19 protein-coding genes and 7 tRNA genes are annotated in these 20,424 nt (G+C 47.3%); 1 reads left to right on the top strand and 25 read right to left on the bottom strand.

What is annotated here, in order from left to right; all coding sequences use genetic code 11:
• Positions 1 to 6: 6 nt before the first annotated feature.
• Positions 7 to 1,047 carry an N-acetyl-gamma-glutamyl-phosphate reductase gene (gene argC, locus ETP43_RS03945; RefSeq protein ID WP_022399243.1) on the bottom strand — a complete coding sequence of 347 codons (1,041 nt, stop codon included), beginning with the start codon at positions 1,045 to 1,047 and terminating at the stop codon, positions 7 to 9.
• Between the two features lie 530 nt (positions 1,048 to 1,577).
• Between argC and ETP43_RS03940 the strand changes: the two genes are divergently transcribed.
• Positions 1,578 to 2,804: an argininosuccinate synthase gene (locus tag ETP43_RS03940; protein ID WP_129257108.1), complete on the top strand. Its 1,227-nt coding sequence runs from the start codon at positions 1,578 to 1,580 to the stop codon at positions 2,802 to 2,804.
• Between the two features lie 216 nt (positions 2,805 to 3,020).
• Here ETP43_RS03940 and ETP43_RS03935 read toward each other — a convergent pair whose 3' ends face one another.
• From ETP43_RS03935 to ETP43_RS03825, 24 genes are all read right to left on the bottom strand, one after another.
• Positions 3,021 to 5,450 (bottom strand): ribonucleoside triphosphate reductase, encoded by a 2,430-nt coding sequence (locus ETP43_RS03935; protein ID WP_129259442.1) that lies wholly within the window; start codon positions 5,448 to 5,450, stop codon positions 3,021 to 3,023.
• Positions 5,451 to 5,708: 258 nt separating this feature from the next.
• Positions 5,709 to 6,944, bottom strand: a complete 1,236-nt coding sequence (gene hflX / locus ETP43_RS03930; RefSeq protein WP_129257107.1) for a GTPase HflX — start codon at positions 6,942 to 6,944, stop codon at positions 5,709 to 5,711.
• Between the two features lie 12 nt (positions 6,945 to 6,956).
• Positions 6,957 to 7,994, bottom strand: coding sequence for a tetratricopeptide repeat protein (locus tag ETP43_RS03925; RefSeq protein ID WP_129257106.1), 1,038 nt, complete (start codon positions 7,992 to 7,994; stop codon positions 6,957 to 6,959).
• Positions 7,991 to 9,337, bottom strand: coding sequence for a phosphoglucosamine mutase (glmM, locus tag ETP43_RS03920; RefSeq protein ID WP_129257105.1), 1,347 nt, complete (start codon positions 9,335 to 9,337; stop codon positions 7,991 to 7,993). Before glmM ends, ETP43_RS03925 begins: the two co-directional genes overlap by 4 nt.
• Positions 9,338 to 9,484: 147 nt before the next feature.
• On the bottom strand, positions 9,485 to 10,555 hold the full coding sequence (gene prfA / locus ETP43_RS03915; RefSeq protein WP_022399238.1) for a peptide chain release factor 1: 1,071 nt from the start codon (positions 10,553 to 10,555) through the stop codon (positions 9,485 to 9,487).
• Positions 10,556 to 10,579: 24 nt separating this feature from the next.
• The gene (prmC, locus tag ETP43_RS03910) at positions 10,580 to 11,419 is read right to left on the bottom strand and encodes a peptide chain release factor N(5)-glutamine methyltransferase (RefSeq protein WP_129257104.1); all 840 of its coding nucleotides are present in this window, start codon (positions 11,417 to 11,419) and stop codon (positions 10,580 to 10,582) included.
• On the bottom strand, positions 11,416 to 12,366 hold the full coding sequence (locus ETP43_RS03905; protein ID WP_129257103.1) for a DUF1385 domain-containing protein: 951 nt from the start codon (positions 12,364 to 12,366) through the stop codon (positions 11,416 to 11,418). The genes prmC and ETP43_RS03905 overlap by 4 nt, the downstream gene beginning before the upstream one ends.
• A gap of 80 nt (positions 12,367 to 12,446) precedes the next feature.
• Positions 12,447 to 12,650 carry a 50S ribosomal protein L31 gene (rpmE, locus tag ETP43_RS03900; RefSeq protein ID WP_022170964.1) on the bottom strand — a complete coding sequence of 68 codons (204 nt, stop codon included), beginning with the start codon at positions 12,648 to 12,650 and terminating at the stop codon, positions 12,447 to 12,449.
• A 101-nt stretch (positions 12,651 to 12,751) separates the two neighbouring features.
• The gene (gene rho / locus ETP43_RS03895) at positions 12,752 to 14,056 is read right to left on the bottom strand and encodes a transcription termination factor Rho (protein ID WP_129257102.1); all 1,305 of its coding nucleotides are present in this window, start codon (positions 14,054 to 14,056) and stop codon (positions 12,752 to 12,754) included.
• Positions 14,057 to 14,150: 94 nt separating this feature from the next.
• On the bottom strand, positions 14,151 to 15,158 hold the full coding sequence (gene add / locus ETP43_RS03890) for an adenosine deaminase (protein WP_129257101.1): 1,008 nt from the start codon (positions 15,156 to 15,158) through the stop codon (positions 14,151 to 14,153).
• Positions 15,159 to 15,252: 94 nt separating this feature from the next.
• Positions 15,253 to 15,332, bottom strand: a tRNA-Leu gene (locus ETP43_RS03885).
• A 44-nt stretch (positions 15,333 to 15,376) separates the two neighbouring features.
• Positions 15,377 to 15,449: transfer RNA gene (locus tag ETP43_RS03880), tRNA-Lys, on the bottom strand.
• Between the two features lie 5 nt (positions 15,450 to 15,454).
• Positions 15,455 to 15,526 (bottom strand) — tRNA-Gln (locus ETP43_RS03875).
• Between the two features lie 18 nt (positions 15,527 to 15,544).
• A tRNA-His gene (locus ETP43_RS03870) sits at positions 15,545 to 15,618 on the bottom strand.
• 28 nt (positions 15,619 to 15,646) lie between these two features.
• Positions 15,647 to 15,720, bottom strand: a tRNA-Arg gene (locus tag ETP43_RS03865).
• 26 nt (positions 15,721 to 15,746) lie between these two features.
• Positions 15,747 to 15,817 (bottom strand) — tRNA-Gly (locus tag ETP43_RS03860).
• A gap of 23 nt (positions 15,818 to 15,840) precedes the next feature.
• Positions 15,841 to 15,915 (bottom strand) — tRNA-Pro (locus ETP43_RS03855).
• A 126-nt stretch (positions 15,916 to 16,041) separates the two neighbouring features.
• On the bottom strand, positions 16,042 to 16,530 hold the full coding sequence (locus tag ETP43_RS03850) for a metallophosphoesterase family protein (RefSeq protein WP_129257100.1): 489 nt from the start codon (positions 16,528 to 16,530) through the stop codon (positions 16,042 to 16,044).
• Entirely contained in the window at positions 16,527 to 17,129 is a 603-nt protein-coding gene (locus ETP43_RS03845; protein ID WP_129257099.1) for an XTP/dITP diphosphatase, read from the bottom strand. The genes ETP43_RS03850 and ETP43_RS03845 overlap by 4 nt, the downstream gene beginning before the upstream one ends.
• Positions 17,126 to 18,286, bottom strand: a complete 1,161-nt coding sequence (locus tag ETP43_RS03840; protein ID WP_129257098.1) for a THUMP domain-containing class I SAM-dependent RNA methyltransferase — start codon at positions 18,284 to 18,286, stop codon at positions 17,126 to 17,128. Before ETP43_RS03840 ends, ETP43_RS03845 begins: the two co-directional genes overlap by 4 nt.
• On the bottom strand, positions 18,283 to 18,825 hold the full coding sequence (yfcE, locus tag ETP43_RS03835; RefSeq protein WP_129257097.1) for a phosphodiesterase: 543 nt from the start codon (positions 18,823 to 18,825) through the stop codon (positions 18,283 to 18,285). The genes ETP43_RS03840 and yfcE overlap by 4 nt, the downstream gene beginning before the upstream one ends.
• Positions 18,826 to 18,914: 89 nt before the next feature.
• Positions 18,915 to 19,229 carry a rhodanese-like domain-containing protein gene (locus ETP43_RS03830; RefSeq protein ID WP_022399008.1) on the bottom strand — a complete coding sequence of 105 codons (315 nt, stop codon included), beginning with the start codon at positions 19,227 to 19,229 and terminating at the stop codon, positions 18,915 to 18,917.
• A gap of 113 nt (positions 19,230 to 19,342) precedes the next feature.
• Positions 19,343 to 19,513 (bottom strand): hypothetical protein, encoded by a 171-nt coding sequence (locus tag ETP43_RS17025; protein WP_022399007.1) that lies wholly within the window; start codon positions 19,511 to 19,513, stop codon positions 19,343 to 19,345.
• Between the two features lie 457 nt (positions 19,514 to 19,970).
• Positions 19,971 to 20,423 (bottom strand): DUF1700 domain-containing protein, encoded by a 453-nt coding sequence (locus ETP43_RS03825; RefSeq protein ID WP_129257096.1) that lies wholly within the window; start codon positions 20,421 to 20,423, stop codon positions 19,971 to 19,973.
• Position 20,424: the final 1 nt, after the last annotated feature.

The raw sequence follows: 20,424 nt of genomic DNA, 5'->3' as shown, positions 1-20,424 counted from the left end.
GGATATTTACGGGAACATCGGAACCAGTTCAAGTCCTTCGCTCTCTTTCAGACCAAACATCAGGTTCATGTTCTGAACCGCCTGTCCTGCTGCTCCTTTTACCAGGTTATCAATGGCTCCCATCATGATGATCCGGTTGGTTCTCGGATCGATCTTGAAGTTTACGTCCACATAGTTGCTGCCTTCTACCCATTTGGTCTGCGGGCAGACATCTTTTTCAAGTACACGGACAAATTTCTCATCTGCATAATATTTATCGTAAATTGCTTTTACTTCTTCATAAGTCACATCTTTTTTCAGGCTTGCATAGGCAGTTGCCAGGATACCGCGGTTCATTGGCACCAGATGCGGGGTGAAGTTGATCGTGATCTTCTCGCCGCATGCATAACCCAGCTGTTCTTCAATCTCCGGAGTATGACGGTGAGTTGCCACGCCGTAGGCTTTCATATTTTCATTGACTTCGCAGAACAGGTTGTCCACTTTCGCACCTCGTCCTGCACCGGAGGTACCGGATTTTGCATCTACGATGATCGTATTCGGATCGATGATGCCTTCTTTTACCAGCGGATAGCAGGTCAGGATACTGCAGGTTGTGTAGCATCCCGGATTGGCTACCAGGCGGGCTTTCTTTACATCCTCACGGTTGATCTCACACAGTCCGTAAACGGCTTCTTCGATAAACTGGGGAGATTTGTGCTCCAGTTTGTACCATTCTTCATATACTTTTACATCTTTGATACGGAAATCCGCACTCAGATCGATGATCTTTACTTTGGAAAGAATCTCTTCGTTTACCAGCGATGCGCACAGTCCCTGAGGAGTTGCTGTGAAAATCACATCCACCTGATCTGCCAGAGCTTCCATATTATCATCCATGCAGGTTGCATCTACCAGCTGGAAGAAGTTCTGGTAAATGGATGCATATTTCTTATCAATATAGCTTCGTGATCCATACCATTTAATCTCTACATCTTTATGTCCCAGAAGGATACGCACCAGTTCGGATCCTGCATATCCGGTTGCTCCAATAATACCAACTTTAATCATTTTCTCAATCTCCTCTTTCTTCATGATGTAGGGTCAAAAAGTATTTTGCCCCCTCTGATACCGGATTGTTCCGTACTTCGTACTCCCACAATCCTCAAAAACATTCGTAATCCGCTCATTTTTCTTCGAAAAATGGCTACTTACTCATGTTTTTGGCGGGTCCCAAGGTCAGAACTCTTCCTGCAAGCAAGCTTGCGTCAGATTTCTAACCTTTTGACCCTGGTATCATTTCATATGTTAATTTATTCTACTCTCTTCCACTGTCAAAGTAAAGTGTCTTGGACGAGATCTTTCATTTTTTCTCCTTACAGTTGCATAATTATACAGCATCAGTGAATATTATGCAAGTTTTTTATTTTTTTTCCATTTCTCTCTTGCTTTTTCCTTTTATATGATGTATATTATGCCTTGTGAAATTCATCTGAATTTGATTTCGTTCTGTTTTTCTATGCAGATGGATGCATAAAAATACATTGTATACCGATAAACAGGACCGTACAATAACATATACCTGTAAGGAGGATATTATAATGAAAGAAAAAGTAATCTTAGCGTATTCCGGTGGAGTAGACACGACTGCACTGATCCCGTGGCTGAAAGAAACTTTCGACTATGACGTTATCTGTTGCTGTGTAAACTGCGGTCAGGGAGCAGAACTGGATGGTCTGGATAAAAGAGCTGCCATGTCCGGCGCTTCCAAATTATATATTGAAGATATCGTAGATGAATTCTGCGACGAATACATCGTACCTTGTGTACAGGCCGGTGCCGTATACGAACACAAATATCTGCTGGGTACTTCCATGGCACGTCCGGCAATCGCAAAACGTCTGGTAGAGATCGCCAGAAAAGAAGGCGCTACTGCGATCTGCCACGGTGCTACCGGTAAAGGAAATGACCAGATCCGTTTTGAACTGGGTATCAAAGCTCTGGCTCCGGATCTGAAGATCATCGCTCCATGGCGTATGACAGATGTATGGACCATGCAGTCCCGTGAAGATGAGCTGGAATACATCAAACAGCATGGTATCGACCTTCCGTTCGATGCAAAACACAGCTACAGCCGTGACCGTAACCTGTGGCACATCAGCCACGAAGGACTGGAACTGGAAGATCCTTCCAACGAACCAAACTACAAAGATCTGCTGGTTCTCGGTGTTTCTCCGGAAGATGCTCCGGATCAGCCGGAATATGTAACCATGACTTTTGAAGCCGGTGTTCCGAAAACTCTGAACGGAAAAGCAATGAAAGTTTCCGAGATCATCACCGAACTGAACGCCCTGGGCGGAAAACATGGTATCGGTATCATCGATATCGTAGAAAACCGTGTTGTTGGTATGAAATCCCGTGGTGTATACGAAACTCCTGGCGGAACCATTCTGATGGAAGCTCACGATCAGCTGGAAGAACTGATCCTGGATCGTGAAACCATGGAAACCAAGAAAAAACTGGGCAGCCAGTTTGCACAGGTAGTATACGAAGGAAAATGGTTCACACCACTGCGTGAAGCTATCCAGGCTTTCGTAGAGTCCACACAGAAATATGTAACTGGCGAAGTAAAATTCAAACTGTACAAAGGCAACATCATCAAAGCCGGTACCACTTCTCCATACAGCCTGTACAACGAGTCTCTGGCATCCTTCACAACCGGTGATATGTACGATCACCACGATGCTGACGGATTCATCACTCTGTTCGGACTGCCGCTGAAAGTTCGTGCGCTGATGATGCAGGAAGTAAAAAATAATAATAAATAATGTGAAACAGTTATCCCCGGCAGGACGGTTTCTGCCGGGGATTTTTTATACCTGTACTTTTCAGAGTTTTCCTGTTACCGCAGCACTTGTCAGTGTGGCATATAAGTGCAGATTTTCAATCATTACTAACAAAAAGCGGAAGCGCAGTTCCTCATCTCTGATTCCCTGCGCTCCCGCTTTTTTCTGTTGCTGTAAATTTTGTTTCTTATTTATCTCTTACTCATTTTCTTCCACATATTTCTGAATATTGGAAGCATTTACATATTTCTTTGTCTCGTCGCCTTCGATGACTACCAGCGTCGGTGCCTGCATGATACCGTATCTGGATACCAGTTCCGGGTTTTTCTCAGCATCGATCAGCTGATACTCTTCTTCCGCCTCCGCAAGCATCTTTTTCGCAATCTTGCAGTTTGGACAGGTACTTGTAGTAAACAGATATTTGACCGTGTCCGGATGCTGGATCTTCACATCGTCTTTTGTCATCGTAACCATGGTTCTGGTAGCATGTTTTCCACCCACTGCCGGCTGTTCTTCTTTTTTCTCTGCTTCCACCGGTTTTGCTGCCGGTGCACCAGAATGAAGGATATCGTACACGGTTCTGTTTTTATATTCCTGTGCTTTTCCGTCGTTCCAGTTCTGTACCGGACGATAATATCCGGTGATTCGGCTGTAAACCTCCGCTTTCTTGCCACAGGTCGGGCAGGTGAAATGCTCCCCTGCAATATATCCGTGCTCTTTACATACGGAATATGTCGGTGACAGGGTATAGTAAGGCAGACGGTAATTTTCTGCGATCTTTCTTACCAGTGTCGCTGCCGCCTTCCAGTCCGGAAGTTTCTCTCCCAGGAATGCATGGAAGACTGTACCGGATGTGTACAGTGTCTGTAACTCATCCTGCACATCCAGGGCATCGAAGATATCCGAAGTATAATCTACCGGCAGGTGCGAGCTGTTCGTGTAATACGGAGTATCTCCTTCATGACCAGCGGTAATGATATCCGGATAATGTTTCTTGTCATGTTTTGCCAGGCGATACGCGGTGGATTCTGCCGGTGTTGCCTCCAGGTTATACAGTTCTCCGTATTCTTCCTGATAATCGGACAGCCGCTCTCTCATATGGTTCAGGACGTCTTTTGTAAACTTCTGTGTCTTCTCGTCAGCCATATCCGCGCGAAGCCATCTTGCATTCAGACCAGCCTCATTCATTCCCACCAGACCGATGGTGGAGAAATGATTGTCAAAGCTTCCCAGATAGCGCTTGGTATACGGGTACAGACCCTCATCCAGCAGTTTTCCGATCACTTCTCTCTTGATGTGCAGGGAACGCGCGGAAATGTCCATCAGACGGTCCAGACGCTGATAAAATTCGTCCTCATCCTGAGACAGATAAGCGATCCGCGGCATATTGATCGTTACCACGCCTACAGAACCGGTGCTTTCGCCGGAACCGAAGTATCCTCCGGTCTTTTTACGCAGTTCTCTCAGATCCAGACGCAGACGGCAGCACATACTTCTTACATCGCTCGGCTGCATATCGCTGTTGATATAGTTGGAAAAATACGGGGTTCCGTATTTGGATGTCATCTCAAAGAGCAGACGGTTGTTTTCGGTATCAGACCAGTCGAATTCTTTTGTGATGGAGTAGGTCGGGATCGGATACTGGAATCCTCTGCCGTTGGCATCGCCCTCGATCATCGCCTCGATAAATGCCTTGTTGACCATGTCCATCTCTTTTTTACAGTCTTTGTATTTAAAGTCCATCTCTTTTCCGCCAACGATCGCCGGAAGTTCTGCCAGGTCATCCGGAACGGTCCAGTCCAGTGTGATGTTGGAGAACGGAGCCTGGGTTCCCCAGCGGCTCGGTGTATTGACGCCGTAGATAAAAGCTTCGATACATTTTTTCACTTCCGGATAGGTCAGATGGTCTGCTTTTACAAACGGAGCCAGGTAGGTGTCGAAAGAAGAAAATGCCTGCGCACCTGCCCATTCGTTCTGCATGATGCCAAGGAAATTGACCATCTGGTTGCACAGAACGCTCAGATGTTTTGCCGGAGCAGAAGTGATCTTGCCTTCTATTCCCCCTAATCCCTCTTTAATCAGCTGTTTTAACGACCAGCCGGCACAGTATCCGGTCAGCATGGAAAGGTCGTGAATATGGATATCTGCGTTTCTGTGTGCGTCTGCGATCTCTTTGTCATAGATCTCGGACAGCCAGTAGTTTGCTGTTACCGCTCCGGAGTTGCTTAAGATCAGACCACCGACGGAATACGTCACTGTAGAGTTCTCTTTGACACGCCAGTCTTCCACTTTCACATAGCTGTTTACGATTTCTTTATAGTCCAGAATCGTGGATTTCATATTTCTTACTTTTTCTCTCTGTTTGCGGTAGAGAATATAAGCTTTTGCCACTTCTGAATAACCGCACTGGATCAGAACATTTTCCACACTGTCCTGGATATCTTCCACAGACACCTGGTCTTTTTTTATCTTATTCTGGAAATCCGCAGTTACCCGCAGTCCGAGCATCTCCATCATATCCGGCGTATACTGTTTTTCCTGCGCCTGGAACGCTTTCTCGATCGCCTGTGTAATTTTACTCAGCTGAAACGCTGCGACTTCCCCATCACGTTTTATAACATTAAACATTCTTCCATCCTCTTTTCCTGTTGCTTTTGCAAGATACACGGATGTGTGTCTTCCTGCTTCTGACGCTTTCCGAAACTTTGTTTGGCGGATGTGTCGACTACTATAGTAGCAAACCGTTCTTTCTCTGTCAATACAAAAAACTACCATATATTGTGTCGTATTTTCTACTTGCACAATATATGGTAGTAATGTTATGTAACCTTGAAAAGAGAGAAAACCGCCTTTCTATAGGGCTTTTCCCTCTTCTTTCTTCTTTTCTCAGATCTGACTGTAAACCTCCATCGGCACATATGCCTTCAGAGAAATTCCTTCCGCCAGAAATTCTTCCTGTACCACCTGTCCGTGTCTTCGGATCCGGGCAATAATCCCAGCCTGATCGTACGGAATCAGACGCTCGATATAGATCTGTCCTTCGCGCAGAACCTCCGCGAGAAGTTCCTTTAACTCCTCGAGTCCCTGTCCGTTCTTTGCCGAGATCTGGAGCACATGATCCGCCTGAAAATCTCTGAGCTGTTCCTTATCCGTACACAGATCCTGTTTGTTAAACAGTGTGATCACTTTCTTATCCGACACGCCAAGCTGTCGCAGGGTATCGTAGACCACCTGCATATGCTCATCCATCTGCGGGTTGGACGCATCCACCACATGGAGGATCATGTCCGCGTATTTTGCTTCCTCCAACGTACTTTTAAACGCCTCGATCAGATGATGCGGCAGTTTCCGGATAAATCCTACGGTATCCGTCAGAAGAATCTGCTGTTTTCCCGGAAGATCCAGTGCCCTTGTGGTTGGATCCAGCGTGGCAAACAACTGATTTTCCTCAAGAACCCCTGCCTGTGTCATCGTATTGAGCAACGTGGATTTGCCTGCGTTGGTGTATCCTACGATCGCCGCCACCTTCACTTGGCTCTTATCCCGCTGGCTGCGGATCAGTTCGCGGTGCTTCTGCACCTGTTCGAGCTGTTCTTTTAACTGACCGATCCGGCTGTGGATCAGTCGACGGTCCATCTCCAGCTTTTTCTCTCCGGGTCCACGTGTACCGATCCCACCGCCCAGACGGGACAGGGAGGCTCGCATACCGACCAGCCGTGCCGCCCGGTATTTTAACTGGGCAAGTTCCACCTGGATCTTTCCTTCGCTGGTTTTTGCCCTCTGTGCAAAGATATCCAAAATGACCATCGTTCTGTCCATCACTTTGCATTCCAGCTCCTGTTCCAGGTTGTTTAACTGGGCAGGGGAAAGCTCATCGTCGCAGATCACGCCGGTAGCATCCAGGTCATACAGCAGTTCCTTTAACTCCTCCAGCTTTCCTTTTCCAAGGTACGTTGCCGGATGAATCGTCTCTCTGCTTTGCATGATCGTTCCCACAGTGACCGCTCCTGCTGTCTCTGCCAGTTCTCTCAGTTCATATAAAGATTGTACGGTATCATCAGACTCATGCGTCTGCACGCCTGCCAGAATCACCCGTTCCAGCTGTTCCCCCATCTCATACATGTCTTTTTCCTCCTATCTGGTAGAAAGAAACTCGTTCTCCCGGAGTGCCGCCTCGTCTTCCGGATACTGTTCCAGATATGTTTTCATCTTCTCTTTCGCCGTGGCAAAATCACGCTTGTATTCATACGCCACGATCTCGTTATACAAAAGCCCCTGCTCATCCTCTTTGGAGTTCTCTTTCAGCCCCCGTGCAATATTTTCCAGCGCACTGTCATACGCACCGTCATAGATATCACACATCGCGAGTCCGTTATAGGCTTTCGCACCCTGTTCGCTTTTTTGCAGATATTCCTGATACATGGATCTGGCACTTGCCGGATCTTCCATCTCCAGATATACCCGTCCCAGAAGCAGCATGGCATCCTCGTATCCCTGTTCCATCGAAGTTTTCAGCTCATCTCTGGCTGCCTCATAATTTTTTTCATATTCGTAGATTCTTCCTCTGTGGTAGTAGTCTTCCCCGTCCTGCGGCTCTAATTCCAGCGCCATCTTCAGATAGGCGTCACCGTCCACTGCCTTGTTATTATCCACATAGATCTGATAAATATTGATGTACAGATTGTAATCCTCACAGCCTTTTAACGCTCTCTGAAAGTCTTTCCCGGCATTTTCGTAATCATCCATGGAAATAATATATGCCTTTCCTCTCAAAAAGAACGCCTGCGCGTCTTCTCCGGCTTTCAGGATCTCACTGTAGACTTCAATCGCCTTGTCCACCTCGCCATAATCCATCCGCGCCTGGGCAAGATAAAACTGTACATCTTTCTTAAATTCTTTGTCCGGATCATCCATATTGTTCAGACTTCTTGAAAAAGCGGCTATCGCCTCCGGGTAAGCCCCTTCCGAATAGTACGCAATTCCTTCTGCCCGGTAACTTTCCGCCAGCCGGCTGTCCAGATCGATCACCTGCTGAAATTCTTGTTCCGCAGTGCTGTAATCTTTCTTTTCCAAGGCTGCCCATCCGCTCTCATAATGCTGCGCCGCACTGTTGTTTCCACAGCCACACAGCATCATCAGCGCACATCCAATCGCCAGTACCTCTTTTCTCATGACAAAATCAGTCCCTCTTTATCCATCACATCGATCACCCGCTGTACCATCTCACGGCAGATCGCGTCTTTTCTGGCTTCTACCATGACACGGATCACCGGCTCCGTACCGCTCTCTCTTACGAGGATTCTTCCGTCCTCTCCCAGCTCTTCTTCCACCGATGCGATTGCTTTTTTCACTTCTTCGTTGTTTCTTGCAGCTGCTTTGTTGGCAACCCGGACATTTTCCAGAAGCTGCGGATAGATCGACACCTCGGATGCCAGGATATTTAACGGCAGTTTTTTCTCGATGATCACTTCCATCAGCATCAGGGAGGTCAGGATACCGTCTCCCGTCGTTGCATGTTTGCTGAAAATGATATGACCGGACTGTTCGCCGCCGAGGCTGTGTCCGTTCGCCATCATATTCTCACAGACGTATTTGTCACCCACTGCTGTTTTTTCGTACCGGATCCCCTCCCGGTCACAGGCTTTATACAGACCGAGATTGGACATGATCGTCGTAACGATTGTGTTGTTTTCCAGTTTTCCGGTCTCTTTCATGTATTTTCCGCAAATATACAGGATCAGGTCACCGTCCACTACATTGCCCAGATGATCCACAGCGATACAGCGGTCCGCATCTCCGTCGTAGGCAAATCCCACATCCAGATGTTTTTCTTTGACAAACTGCTGCAGCACCTCGATATGGGTGGAACCGCAGTTCGTATTAATGTTCGTTCCGTCCGGTTCGTTGTTGATCACATAAGTTTTGGCTCCCAGTGCGTCAAATACGCTCTTTGCCACAGAGGAAGCGCTTCCGTTGGCACAGTCCAGTCCGACTCTGTAATTCTTGAACGATCGGATCGGAATGGAGATCAGATAACCGATGTAGCGGTTTCTTCCCGCGGAGAAGTCCACGGTCCGTCCGATGTTTTCTTTCGTTGCAAACGGGATCTTCGGAACATCATCGTCAATATAGGCTTCGATCATCGTTTCCACTTCCGCGTCCATCTTCTGTCCGTTACCGCCGATAATCTTGATGCCGTTATCGTAGAACGGATTATGGCTGGCGGAGATCATGATTCCGCAGTCAAAATTTTCTGTCCGCACCACATAGGAAACACTCGGTGTGGTAGTTACATGAAGCAGATAAACATCCGCACCGGAAGCGGTCAGTCCTGCTACCAGAGAATACTCAAACATGTAACTGCTTCTTCTTGTATCTTTTCCGATCACAATCTGTGCTTTGTGATCTTTTCCATAGTACCATCCGAGAAATCTTCCCACTTTGTAGGCGTGTTCCACGGTCAGATCCACATTTGCCTCTCCTCGAAAACCATCTGTACCAAAATATTTTCCCATGATGTTTCCTCCGATCTTTTTAATAATATATCATGTTGTGATACCGGATTGTTCCGTACTTCGTACTCTCACAATCCTCAAAAACCTTCGTAATCCGCTCATTTTCCTTCGAAAAATGGCTACTTACTCATGTTTTTGACCCTGGTATCACTGGTTCATTTTTGCCAGTTTTGCGGTCTGGTCTGCGGCGATCAGGCTGTCGATGATCTCATCGAGATCTCCGTTTAAGATCGCATCCAGCCGATGCAGGGTCAGTTTGATTCTGTGATCAGTCACACGTCCCTGCGGGAAGTTGTAAGTACGGATCTTTTCGGAACGGTCTCCGGTACCTACCTGGCTTCTTCTCGCTTCTGCCTCTTCGTCATGACGTTTCTGCAGTTCCATATCATACAGACGGGAACGCAGGACACGCAGTGCTTTATCTCTGTTTTTCAGCTGTGACTTTTCATCCTGACAGGAAATGACGATACCGGTCGGGATATGGGTCAGACGTACGGCAGAATCGGTCGTATTGACACACTGTCCACCGTTACCGGACGCACGGAACACATCAAATTTACAGTCATTCAGATCCAGCTGGAAGTCGATCTCTTCCGCCTCCGGCATGATCGCTACGGTAATGGTGGAAGTATGGATACGTCCGCCGGATTCGGTCTCCGGTACACGCTGTACACGGTGTACACCACTCTCATACTTCAGACGGGAATACGCACCCGCTCCGTTGATCATAAAGGTAACTTCCTTGAAACCGCCGATTCCGTTTTCGTTCAGGGACATCAGTTCGGTTTTCCATCTGCGGGACTCTGCGTATTTTACATACATCCGGTAGATCTCCGCTGCAAATAAGGCTGCCTCGTCACCACCGGCACCGGCACGGATCTCAACGATAACGTTTTTGCTGTCATTCGGGTCTTTCGGCAGTAATAGGATCTTTAACTCTGTCTCGAGTTCTTCGATTCTGCTTTTTGCATCGGAAAGTTCCTCTTTGAGCATCTCACGCATCTCTTCGTCAGATTCTTCGTCCAACATCATCAGGCTCTCTTCTACCGTCTGCTGACATGCTTTATACTCTTTGTATGCATCCACGATAGGCTGCAGTTCACTCTGTTCCTTCATCAGTTTCTGAAAACGCGCCGGATCATTTGCCACACCCGGCTCATTTAATTCACTTAAAATCTCTTCCAGACGAACCAGCAGATCTTCTAATTTATCAAACATTCCTTTTCCTCCTGGTATATTCTTCTATTTTTTCTGTCCGACGGCTACCCGGTCAAGTCCTGCCAGATCTTTGATGATCTGCACCTGTCCGTAGCCGGCTTCTGTCATCATTTCTTTCAGCGCCGCTCCCTGATCGTACCCAATCTCGAAACAGAGCCATCCGCCCTGCGCCAGATATCCATCCGCCTGCGACACGATCTTCCGGTAAAAATACAATCCGTCTTCCATTCCGTCAAGCGCCAGCACCGGCTCATGATCCCGTACCTCTGGCATCAGATCCGCCAGTTCTCCGGTCGCAATATACGGCGGGTTCGACACGATCACATCATAAGTACCCGTAACATGCGTAAACAGATCGCTCTCCCGAAATTGCGCCGGAAGCTCCATCCGGTTTCCGTTTGCAATTGCAACCTGCAGCGCATCTTTGGAAATATCCACACCCATTGCCATGGCAATCCTGTCTTTACACTCTGCCAACAGACTCAGCAGGATACAGCCACTGCCGGTACACACATCCAACAGCCGGCATCCCGGCATAATATGTTTCTTCGCCTCTTCCACCAGCACTTCCGTATCAAATCTCGGAATCAGTACACTGGAATTGACCAGAAATTCATAGCCCATAAACCATGCTTTTCCGGTCAGATACTGTACCGGAATCCGCTTTGCACGCTCTCGGATCATATCCTCATATCTTTTCTGTGTATTCGGGTCTATTTTATCATCTCCGTGAAGAAAATAATAGCTTTTTTCAATCCCGAACACTTCTTCCATCAGCATCCACGCATCCTGTCCGCTGTCCGGGACTTCAGCGTTTGCAAGTGTTCCGCTTCCCCATGAAAGCAGCTGTCTCAATGTACTCATGATTGTTCTCCGTACTGTTCCGGAAAGTTCTCTTTCAGATAACTTCTCCAGTCAAATACCGCTTCCACCGCTGCGATGGCAACCTCCGCCATCTCCGGTTCCGGCTCTCTCGTTGTCAGATGCTGCAGCATCAGCCCCGGTTTACTCAACAGCGCCACGATCTTATTGTCACTTTTTCCTGCCAGACGGATAATCTCATACGATACTCCGGCAATGACCGGCATCAGAAGCAGACGGATCACCACCCGCAGTACCGGGGAAGACACCCGGATAAACAGGAAGAAAATAATACTGACGATCATGACAAACAGCAAAAAACTCGTTCCGCAGCGTTTGTGCTCTCTGGAGCTTTTCATCACATTCTCCACATTCAGTTCCAGTCCGTGTTCCACACAGTTGATACACTTATGTTCCGCTCCGTGGTACATAAATACCCGCTGGATATCTTTCATTCTGGAAATCAGCACCAGATATCCGAGAAACAGGATCATACGCACGCATGCTTCCACAACGGCAATCAGTCCCTCCGATGTTGTCACATGTCGCAGAAAGTTTGCCAGAAAATAAGGCAGCATGATAAACAGAGCGATGGAAAATACCACGGAAAATGTCATCGTTCCGTACATCAGCCATTTTTCTTCTTTTTCTTTCTGTTCTTCTGTCTTTTCTTTTTTGGGTTTTCCGGTATCTTCCTCTTCTTCGTCCTCGATAAAGCTTGCCGAGTACATCAGACACTGGATCCCCACAATCAAAGATTCAAAAAAAGAAGCCACACCCCGGAAAACAGGCAGTTTCCAAATGCTACTGTCTTTTGCCCAGCTCTTGTATGGCTCCACCTTCACCTCGATCTCACCGTCCGGCTTTCTGACACCAATGGAATACTGATCTCCACTGCGCATCATGATACCTTCCATGACGGCCTGACCACCTATATTTGAAGATTTCATCGTTTCTCCCTTACATTCCTATAGAGAAAAACAGGTTGAGATTTGTAAAAACCTCAACCCGCTTGTCTTTTCTTATTGTCTTATGCGTTAATACCGTATTTTTTGTTGAACTTGTCAATACGTCCACGAGCTGCAGCAGCTTTCTGCTGACCAGTGTAGAATGGATGACATTTGGAGCAGATTTCTACATGGATATCTTTCTTTGTAGAACCTGTTACGAATGTGTTACCGCAGTTACATGTTACTGTTGCCTGATAATAATCTGGATGGATTCCTTCTCTCATTTCTTTCACCTCTTCCAATTTTCTTATATATATTTTACTATTTTCTCAAATTTAAACAGCTTGTAAATTATAGCATGTACTCCAAAAAAAAGCAAGTGCTTTTAGATAAATTTCTGATTCTTTACCTGATTTACCAGTTCCTGGTTGTTTCGGGTCTTTGTAAACATGTTCAGAATGTTTTCTACCGCCTCATCTGCCTTCATACCGTTCAGGGCTTTTCGCATGATATAGACGGCTTCCTGCTCGTCCTGGCTCAGCAGCAGATCCTCTCTTCTGGTTCCTGATTTTGCGATATCGATAGCCGGGAATACTCTCTTTTCCTGCAGTTTTCGATCCAGTACCAGCTCCATGTTACCGGTACCCTTGAACTCTTCGTATACCACATCATCCATCTTACTTCCGGTATCCACAAGTGCTGTGGCAAGGATGGTCAGGCTTCCACCCTCTCTCATATTTCTCGCAGCACCGAAGAAGCGTTTCGGCATATGCAGAGCCGCCGGATCCAGACCACCGGAAAGTGTTCTTCCACTCGGCGGAACGGTCAGGTTGTATGCCCTTGCCAGTCGTGTGATACTGTCAATAAAGATCGTGACATCTTTTTTATGTTCTACCAGGCGCTTCGCTCTCTCAATTGTCATCTCGGATACCCGTTTGTGGTGTTCCGGCTGTTCATCGAATGTAGAATAAATAACTTCTACATTGTCTCCGCGGATCGCCTCCCGGATATCGGTTACTTCCTCCGGACGTTCATCGATCAGCAGAATGATCAGATGCATATCCGGGCTGTTTCGAAGAATGGACTGCGCTGCCTCTTTTAACAGTGTCGTTTTACCGGCTTTCGGTGGAGATACGATCATACCTCTCTGCCCTTTTCCGATCGGGCTGATCAGATCTACAATCCGCATCGCCATGCTTCCGCCCGGGCGTTCCAGACGCAGGCGGGAATCCGGGAAAATCGGCGTCATATCTTCAAAATTATACCGTTTGGTGTTCTCATTCGGTGACATGCCGTTGATAGAAGTCACATACAGCAGTGCACCGAACTTTTCATTTTCTTTTTTTACTCTTGTACTTCCCCGTACAATATCTCCTGTCTTCAGATTGAAGCGGCGAATCTGAGAAGGGGATACATACACATCATTTTCACCCGGCATGTAATTATCGCTGCGGATAAATCCATAACCGTCCGCGAGCACTTCCAGAATCCCATTTGCCTCGATGCCACTGTCCAACTGTCCAAATTCTGCTTTTTTATCTTCAATCTGTTTTTCCTGCTCTTTGGCGTCCTCATCCAGCATCCGCTGTACAAGTTCCTCTTTCCTCAGAGCAGAGATTCCTTTCAGTCCTCTTGCTTTGGCTACTTCCCGAAGCTGTCCGGCTGATAATGATTCGTATTTTTCTCTCATTTCATGATTCCTTTCTGTATGTCCGATCTGACACCCGAGATGGTTCTAGCCTACCATCGTGTCTGCGGTTTGTCAACTTATGCCTCTGCTTTCCTCAGGAAAATTTTTCCAGAATATGTCGCAGACGCTCCTTTTCTTCCTCCGGCAAAAATGCTGTCCGGATACTGTTTTCCATCAGTTTTCTGCAAAATGTCTTCTCATCTTCCACCGGTTTTTGGGACGCTTCCATCAGTTCCAGTGCCATCTTCAGTTCTCTGGTCTCGCTGGTCTGACTGACGGTACGATTATCGGTATTAACCGTTACCAGAAGCCCCTGTTCCCAAAAGAGCGCCAGTGGATATTCTTCTCCCTCCTGCACCGCTTTCGTCTGAAAATTGCTGCAAGGGCACATCTCGATCCCCACGTCTCTTTCCGCTGCCAGTTTCATCAGTTCCGGATCTTCTTTCATCGCGATCCCGTGTCCGATCCTTTTTGCGCCCATCTCGATCGAAGTTCTCACATTTTCCGTGCTGTGGCATTCACCTGCATGGATCGTAAACGGGATACCCAGTGCTCTCGCCTCCGCAAACAGGTCTGTAAACTGTGATGCCGGATAGGATGCCTCATCCCCTGCAAGGTCCACCGCACACACCCCGCGATCCAGATACTCTGTGGCAGTCCGGAACACTTCCAGATTCTGTTCCATCGTATGATGGCGCATTGCACAGCAGATCACCCGCCAGGAGATCTTACAGATCGCTTCTGCCTCCCGCAGCCCCTCAAGAACCGCCTCGATGACCTGCGAACAGCCAAATCCTTCATGAACGGAAAGCTGCGGGGCAAAACGCACTTCCACATACATCACATTTTCTTTTTTCAGATCCAGCAGAAACGACTTTGCCGCCTCCCGCAGCCCCTCTGCCGTCTGCATCCCGAGCAGCGGAAGATCAAATTTCTCCAGATAGGTCTTCAGACTGTCACAGTCTGCTGCCGCCTGCAGATCCTCCCATGAAATCTCCTGCTTGCCCGTCAGGTTTCGTACCGTTTCCAGATTCAGTGAACCATCCAGATGGCAATGGAGATCAACTTTCGGCAGATCTGCCAGCCATTTTCTTTCTTTCATACGCTAATGGCCTCCTTTTTCAGTTCTTCTATAATTTTTATCCTCTGGGAAATCAATCAGAATCTAAGATATGATATCAATACTTTCTATATAATGCGGTTAGTGGGACTCGAACCCACACGGTTGCCCACTGGCACCTAAAACCAGCGCGTCTGCCAATTCCGCCATAACCGCCTGTATCCTACAACGAAAAAAGGACAAGCACTAGGCTTGTCCGATGAGACATCGGGGATTCGAACCCCGGACAACTTGATTAAAAGTCAAGTGCTCTACCAACTGAGCTAATATCCCATAACCTGGGCTAGGCAGATTCGAACTGCCGAATGCAGGAGTCAAAGTCCTGTGCCTTACCGCTTGGCGATAGCCCAACGTACGCCTTACGGCAGGGTGGATACAGGGATTCGAACCCTGGGCCTCCAGAGCCACAATCTGGCGCGCTAACCAACTGCGCTATACCCACCATACCTTTCCTCTTTAGAGAAAAGAAACGTGCTTGGAGGGATTCGAACCCCCGACCCACGGCTTAGAAGGCCGTTGCTCTATCCAACTGAGCTACAAACACGTACTCATCAGATATTGTCTGATGGAAGCGGGTGATGGGAATCGAACCCACGTATCCAGCTTGGAAGGCTGGTGTTCTACCATTGAACTACACCCGCAAAGGAAATATTTAGTTGTTAAGTCGGGGTGACAGGATTCGAACCTGCGACCTCCTGGTCCCAAACCAGGCGCTCTAGCCAAGCTGAGCCACACCCCGTTTCGTTCCTCGTGTTGAGCTCTCTCGCTCAGCACAAGGAGTATTATAGTGTATAGTTCTCTAAAAGTCAACACCTTTTTTCAAATTTTTTTAATTTTTTTTATTTTCCCGATTTTTCCTTATTTTTCAGGCTTTTTCGAGGTATCGGTGTTCGTAATGTGCCTTGCCCTGCTCATCAATTTCCATCACAAGATAGCTCGGCTTACGTCCGGGCTGGCGGGGATAGGAAAGACTGCCCGGGTTTAAAACCGTCAGATCTTCCATCTCTTCCAGATACGGATAGTGGGTGTGTCCGAACATAACCACCTGTACCTGTCTGCTTCTCGCTTCTTCCTCCAGCACACAGGTACTCATCGAGACACCGTACAGATGTCCGTGCGTCACCAGGATCCGATAATTGCCCAGCGTAAACTCTTCTTCTTTTGGCAGATCGCTGAAAAAGTCATTATTTCCTCTCACGAAGTAACAGGGACATTCCACAGCCTCCGGGATATACTCTTCGGAACCTTCCAGATCCCCGCAGTGGATCAGTGCATCGATCGGCAATTCCCGCTGCAGGGCACACATCAGATTCTCATCGTGTCCGTGCGTGTCGCTGACTACCAAAATCTTCATTCTGCGCTCACACTCTCTTTCAGGATCTCTCGCATCTTTTCCAGTGCTTTTCCGCGGTGGCTGACCGCATTTTTCTGTTCTTCGGGAAGTTCTGCTGTCGTACAGCCGAATTCCGGCACATAAAAGATCGGATCATAGCCAAATCCGTTCTCTCCGCGTTCCTCATATCCGATCCGGCCTTCGATCACTCCCTCGGTGGTTTTCACGGTTCCATCCGGAAATGCGGCTGCGATCGCACAGACAAAGCGGGCGGTTCTTTTTTCATCCGGCACCCCTGCCAGGCGCTCGATCAGGCTGGCATTTTTGATCCGGTAAGAGGTGTCCTCTCCCATATATCTTGCGGAATAGATTCCCGGCTCTTTGTTCAGATAGTCAATTTCCAGACCGGAATCGTCGGCAAGGACCAGTTCTCCGGTCAGTTCCATGATCGCTTTTGCCTTGATGATCGCATTTTCTTCAAATGTTTTTCCATCCTCGACAATATCTGCTTCGATCCCTGCTTCTTTCATCGACAGGATCTCCACCGGAAGATCGGCAAGGATCTCCCGGATCTCCCGCATTTTATTCTGATTGCCCGTGGCAAATATCAAACGTTTCATCGTGTCTCTCCCTCTCTGCGTTTCGGCGGTTTCGGACCAAGGAACTGATAATAATAGGTCCGGATCATGCCATTATAGATTTTCCGGTTCTTATCTGCCTTTCTTCCAATATAGCGCTCCGCATCCTGATAACTGGTGATCAGATACATCGACCAGGCATCCAGTTTTTCATACACTTCACCGATCTGGCGGTACAGCCCCGGAAGCATTTCTTTTTCTTCGAGACGCTCGCCGTATGGCGGATTGGTGATGATAAATCCGTATTTTTTCGGATGACGCAGCTTCGCCACTTCTCTCTGCTGGAAATGGATCAGATGATCCACACCCGCCGCTGTCGCATTTTCTCTCGCATTTTTTACTACTTCCGGATCAATATCGTATCCCTGCAGATCCAGACTTTCTTCCATATGTACCAGATCCTGCGCCTCCTCCAGTGCGTTATACCAGTGTTTGCGCGGAATCAGGTTTATCCAGTCCTCTGCAAGGAACGAACGGTTCATACCCGGAGCGATATTGCATGCCATCATGGCAGCTTCGATCGGGAACGTTCCGCTTCCGCAGAAAGGATCCACCAGAATCCGGTCTTTCTTCCACGGCGTCAGCATGATCAGTGCTGCTGCCAGTGTCTCGGAGATCGGTGCTTTGGACTGTAATTTTCGGTATCCTCTCTTATGTAGGGATACCCCTGTCGTGTCGATGCCCACAGTCACAATATCTTTCATCAGAGATACACGCACCGGATAGCTGACTCCGTCTTCCTCAAACCGCTCTCTGTGATACTTCTGTTTCATCCGTTCCACCATGGCTTTTTTCATGATGGACTGAATATCGGAAGGACTGAACAGTTTACTCTTGATCGAAGAGGCTTTCTTTACCCAGAACTTTCCGTTTTCCGGAATGTATTCCTCCCATGGGAGGGCTTTTGTGCCCTCAAACAGTTCATCGTAGGTACACGCCTTGAATTCTCCTACTTTTAACAGGATTCTTTCTGCGGTTCGAAGGAACATATTGGCATAAGCCACCGCTTCCTCGTCTCCCCAGAAACTTACCTTTCCGTCTTCCACCTTGCTGATCTCATAACCAAGATCCAGGATTTCTCTTTTTAACACCGCTTCCAGTCCGAAATGGCACGGGGCAATCAGTTCAAATTGTCTCATAAATCGTATTCCTTTATTATTTCTTCCTCAAATGTCTTGATGGTAAATCTGCTGTTTTCCAGGATCGCATACGTTGGCGGATTGCCTTCTTTTGGGATAGATACAGAACCCGGGTTCAGGATTGTGATATCTCCCACTTTCTCTGCGCGGAGCACATGGGTATGTCCATGCATGAAAATGTCTCCCGGTTTCAGTGGCGGCAGGTTGTTTTCGTTGTAGATATGTCCATGGCTCATATAGAAGGTCTTTCCGTCGATCTCCATAAATCCGTAATCTGCCAGCACCGGGAATTCCAGTACCATCTGGTCTACTTCCGCGTCGCAGTTTCCTCTTACATTATAGATGCGGTTCTTTTCTTTGTTCAGCATCTGAATCACTTCTTTGGGCGCGTATTCTTTCGGAAGATCGTTTCGCGGACCGTGATACAGAAGATCTCCAAGCAGGATCAGACGGTCTGCCTTCTCTTTTTCCAGAGCTTCCATCATTTTTCTGCAATAGTAAGCAGATCCGTGGATATCTGAAGCAATCATATATTTCATTGGCTTTTCTCCTTTGTCAGAGGGCGGAATTGCCACCCTCTGTTTCTTTTGCATTGCATATCAATAGGTTTACATTATTTTTTATTCTACTATGATTGTCCGAAAAACTCAAGATTTCTTCCTTTATATTCTGTAATTCCGCCCGCCACGGAAACGGCGCGGTAGCCCTGGCGAATCATCTCCCGGGCTGCTGCCATGCTGGTGGCTCCCCGTTCACAGTACACCACAATCTCTTTTCCCCGCGGCAGTTTCCAGATCTGTCCCGGCTCATACGGAATATTCACGGCATGTCGGATATGGGATCTTCGGTATTCTTCCCCGGAACGCACGTCGACGATCCAGATTCCCGGATAGCGGTCTACATACTGATCCAGCTTTCGTGGAGAGATCAGAGGTATATCCACAAGAAAACTCCTTTTTTCTTATCTTATGCACTCCTTCGCCCCGCCGCACATCCGCAGCCTGCTTTTATGTATCAGTCTGTTCCGGTGGCAAATCCCGGAACAGACCATTGTGTTTACTGTCTGTTTTTATCGCTGTAACGGTTGGTACTGTTTCTGTCATAGCTGTCAGAGCCATAACGGTTTTCTTTTTTCTGTGTTTTGACATCCTCGTTTGTCTCGTCTGTCATGCCGTATTTGTTGGTTTCTTTGTTCTCTTCGCTGTACTTGTTATAGTTTTTAGACATGTGTATTTCCTCCTGCTCATCCTTGTTTTGTAAATGTTCCGATGAACCATCGGTTTCATTTACAGGGTTAGTATGTCAAAAATAGAGGACTTTATTCATTTCTTTGTTGCATTTTCAAATGATCTGTATTATAATCAAACCTGTAAAAAGAATTTACCCTTCAAAAATTTTTTTTACAATTAATAACCCCTTATTAATTATTTATACTCCCCTCGAAAGGCCAGTAGCTCCCCTACTGGTCTTTCTCTTTGTCTGAAACCATGTATTTCTGGGATACGTCCCCACTTTTCCGTTTTTTAATTTTTCGGTATTTTCTTTGTTTTCTGTATTTACTATCCACTTTTTTATGATTTTCTGACGGGTTTTTCCACCTTTTGCGTCCGTTCCTCCACATTTTTCCTTTTCTATAGCAAAAAAGCAGAAGATGCGTTTTCTTCACACCTCTTCTGCTTTTTTCTTATTTTTGTTTAAAATACGCCACAACCAGCAAGATCACCATCGCCGGAATCAGTACCGGAAGCAAGTGGATAAGTACCGTACCTGCCGCCCACAGGATCATTGCCACGATGACAACGAAAATAATAGCAGCCAGCAGACAGCCTCCTCTGGTCTTTATCTCCATTCGATGCAGTTCTTTCTGTACATCGTCGGCCTCCTGTCCGCCTTGTTCATCATAAATGTTTGTCTCCGGACGGCTGTACCCTTCCTGGGTCTCCTGTACATCCATCAGTGTCTTTGCGATCAGAAGCGGATCGCCGAGTTCTGCCAGTACCTCTTCCTCTGATCTACCGTTTCGCATCTGTTCCTGAATATAGTTCTCATAGTAATGAACCTGTGCTGTCACTTCCTGCACGGACATCGTCTGAGACAGCCGTGCCCGCAGTTTTTCCAAAAATTCTTCTTTTCTCATG

The sequence above is a fragment of the Blautia faecicola genome, from assembly GCF_004123145.1.
Lineage (GTDB): Bacteria > Bacillota > Clostridia > Lachnospirales > Lachnospiraceae > Oliverpabstia > Oliverpabstia faecicola.
This window is presented reverse-complemented; position numbering and strand designations above follow the sequence as displayed.

Coding starts and splice junctions, on each gene's coding strand:
- hflX (WP_129257107.1), bottom strand. CDS start 6,944: ATGTATGAGATGGGGGAACAGCTGGAACGGGTGATTCTGGCAGGCGTG.
- argC (WP_022399243.1), bottom strand. CDS start 1,047: ATGATTAAAGTTGGTATTATTGGAGCAACCGGATATGCAGGATCCGAA.
- prfA (WP_022399238.1), bottom strand. CDS start 10,555: ATGTTTGATAAATTAGAAGATCTGCTGGTTCGTCTGGAAGAGATTTTA.
- rpmE (WP_022170964.1), bottom strand. CDS start 12,650: ATGAGAGAAGGAATCCATCCAGATTATTATCAGGCAACAGTAACATGT.
- prmC (WP_129257104.1), bottom strand. CDS start 11,419: ATGAGTACATTGAGACAGCTGCTTTCATGGGGAAGCGGAACACTTGCA.
- rho (WP_129257102.1), bottom strand. CDS start 14,056: ATGAGAGAAAAATACGAATCATTATCAGCCGGACAGCTTCGGGAAGTA.
- ETP43_RS03905 (WP_129257103.1), bottom strand. CDS start 12,366: ATGAAATCTTCAAATATAGGTGGTCAGGCCGTCATGGAAGGTATCATG.
- glmM (WP_129257105.1), bottom strand. CDS start 9,337: ATGGGAAAATATTTTGGTACAGATGGTTTTCGAGGAGAGGCAAATGTG.
- ETP43_RS03845 (WP_129257099.1), bottom strand. CDS start 17,129: ATGAAACGTTTGATATTTGCCACGGGCAATCAGAATAAAATGCGGGAG.
- add (WP_129257101.1), bottom strand. CDS start 15,158: ATGAAAGAAAGAAAATGGCTGGCAGATCTGCCGAAAGTTGATCTCCAT.
- yfcE (WP_129257097.1), bottom strand. CDS start 18,825: ATGAAATATATGATTGCTTCAGATATCCACGGATCTGCTTACTATTGC.
- ETP43_RS03925 (WP_129257106.1), bottom strand. CDS start 7,994: ATGAGAAAAGAGGTACTGGCGATTGGATGTGCGCTGATGATGCTGTGT.
- ETP43_RS17025 (WP_022399007.1), bottom strand. CDS start 19,513: ATGTCTAAAAACTATAACAAGTACAGCGAAGAGAACAAAGAAACCAAC.
- ETP43_RS03825 (WP_129257096.1), bottom strand. CDS start 20,423: ATGAGAAAAGAAGAATTTTTGGAAAAACTGCGGGCACGGCTGTCTCAG.
- ETP43_RS03935 (WP_129259442.1), bottom strand. CDS start 5,450: ATGTTTAATGTTATAAAACGTGATGGGGAAGTCGCAGCGTTTCAGCTG.
- ETP43_RS03940 (WP_129257108.1), top strand. CDS start 1,578: ATGAAAGAAAAAGTAATCTTAGCGTATTCCGGTGGAGTAGACACGACT.
- ETP43_RS03850 (WP_129257100.1), bottom strand. CDS start 16,530: ATGAAGATTTTGGTAGTCAGCGACACGCACGGACACGATGAGAATCTG.
- ETP43_RS03840 (WP_129257098.1), bottom strand. CDS start 18,286: ATGAGACAATTTGAACTGATTGCCCCGTGCCATTTCGGACTGGAAGCG.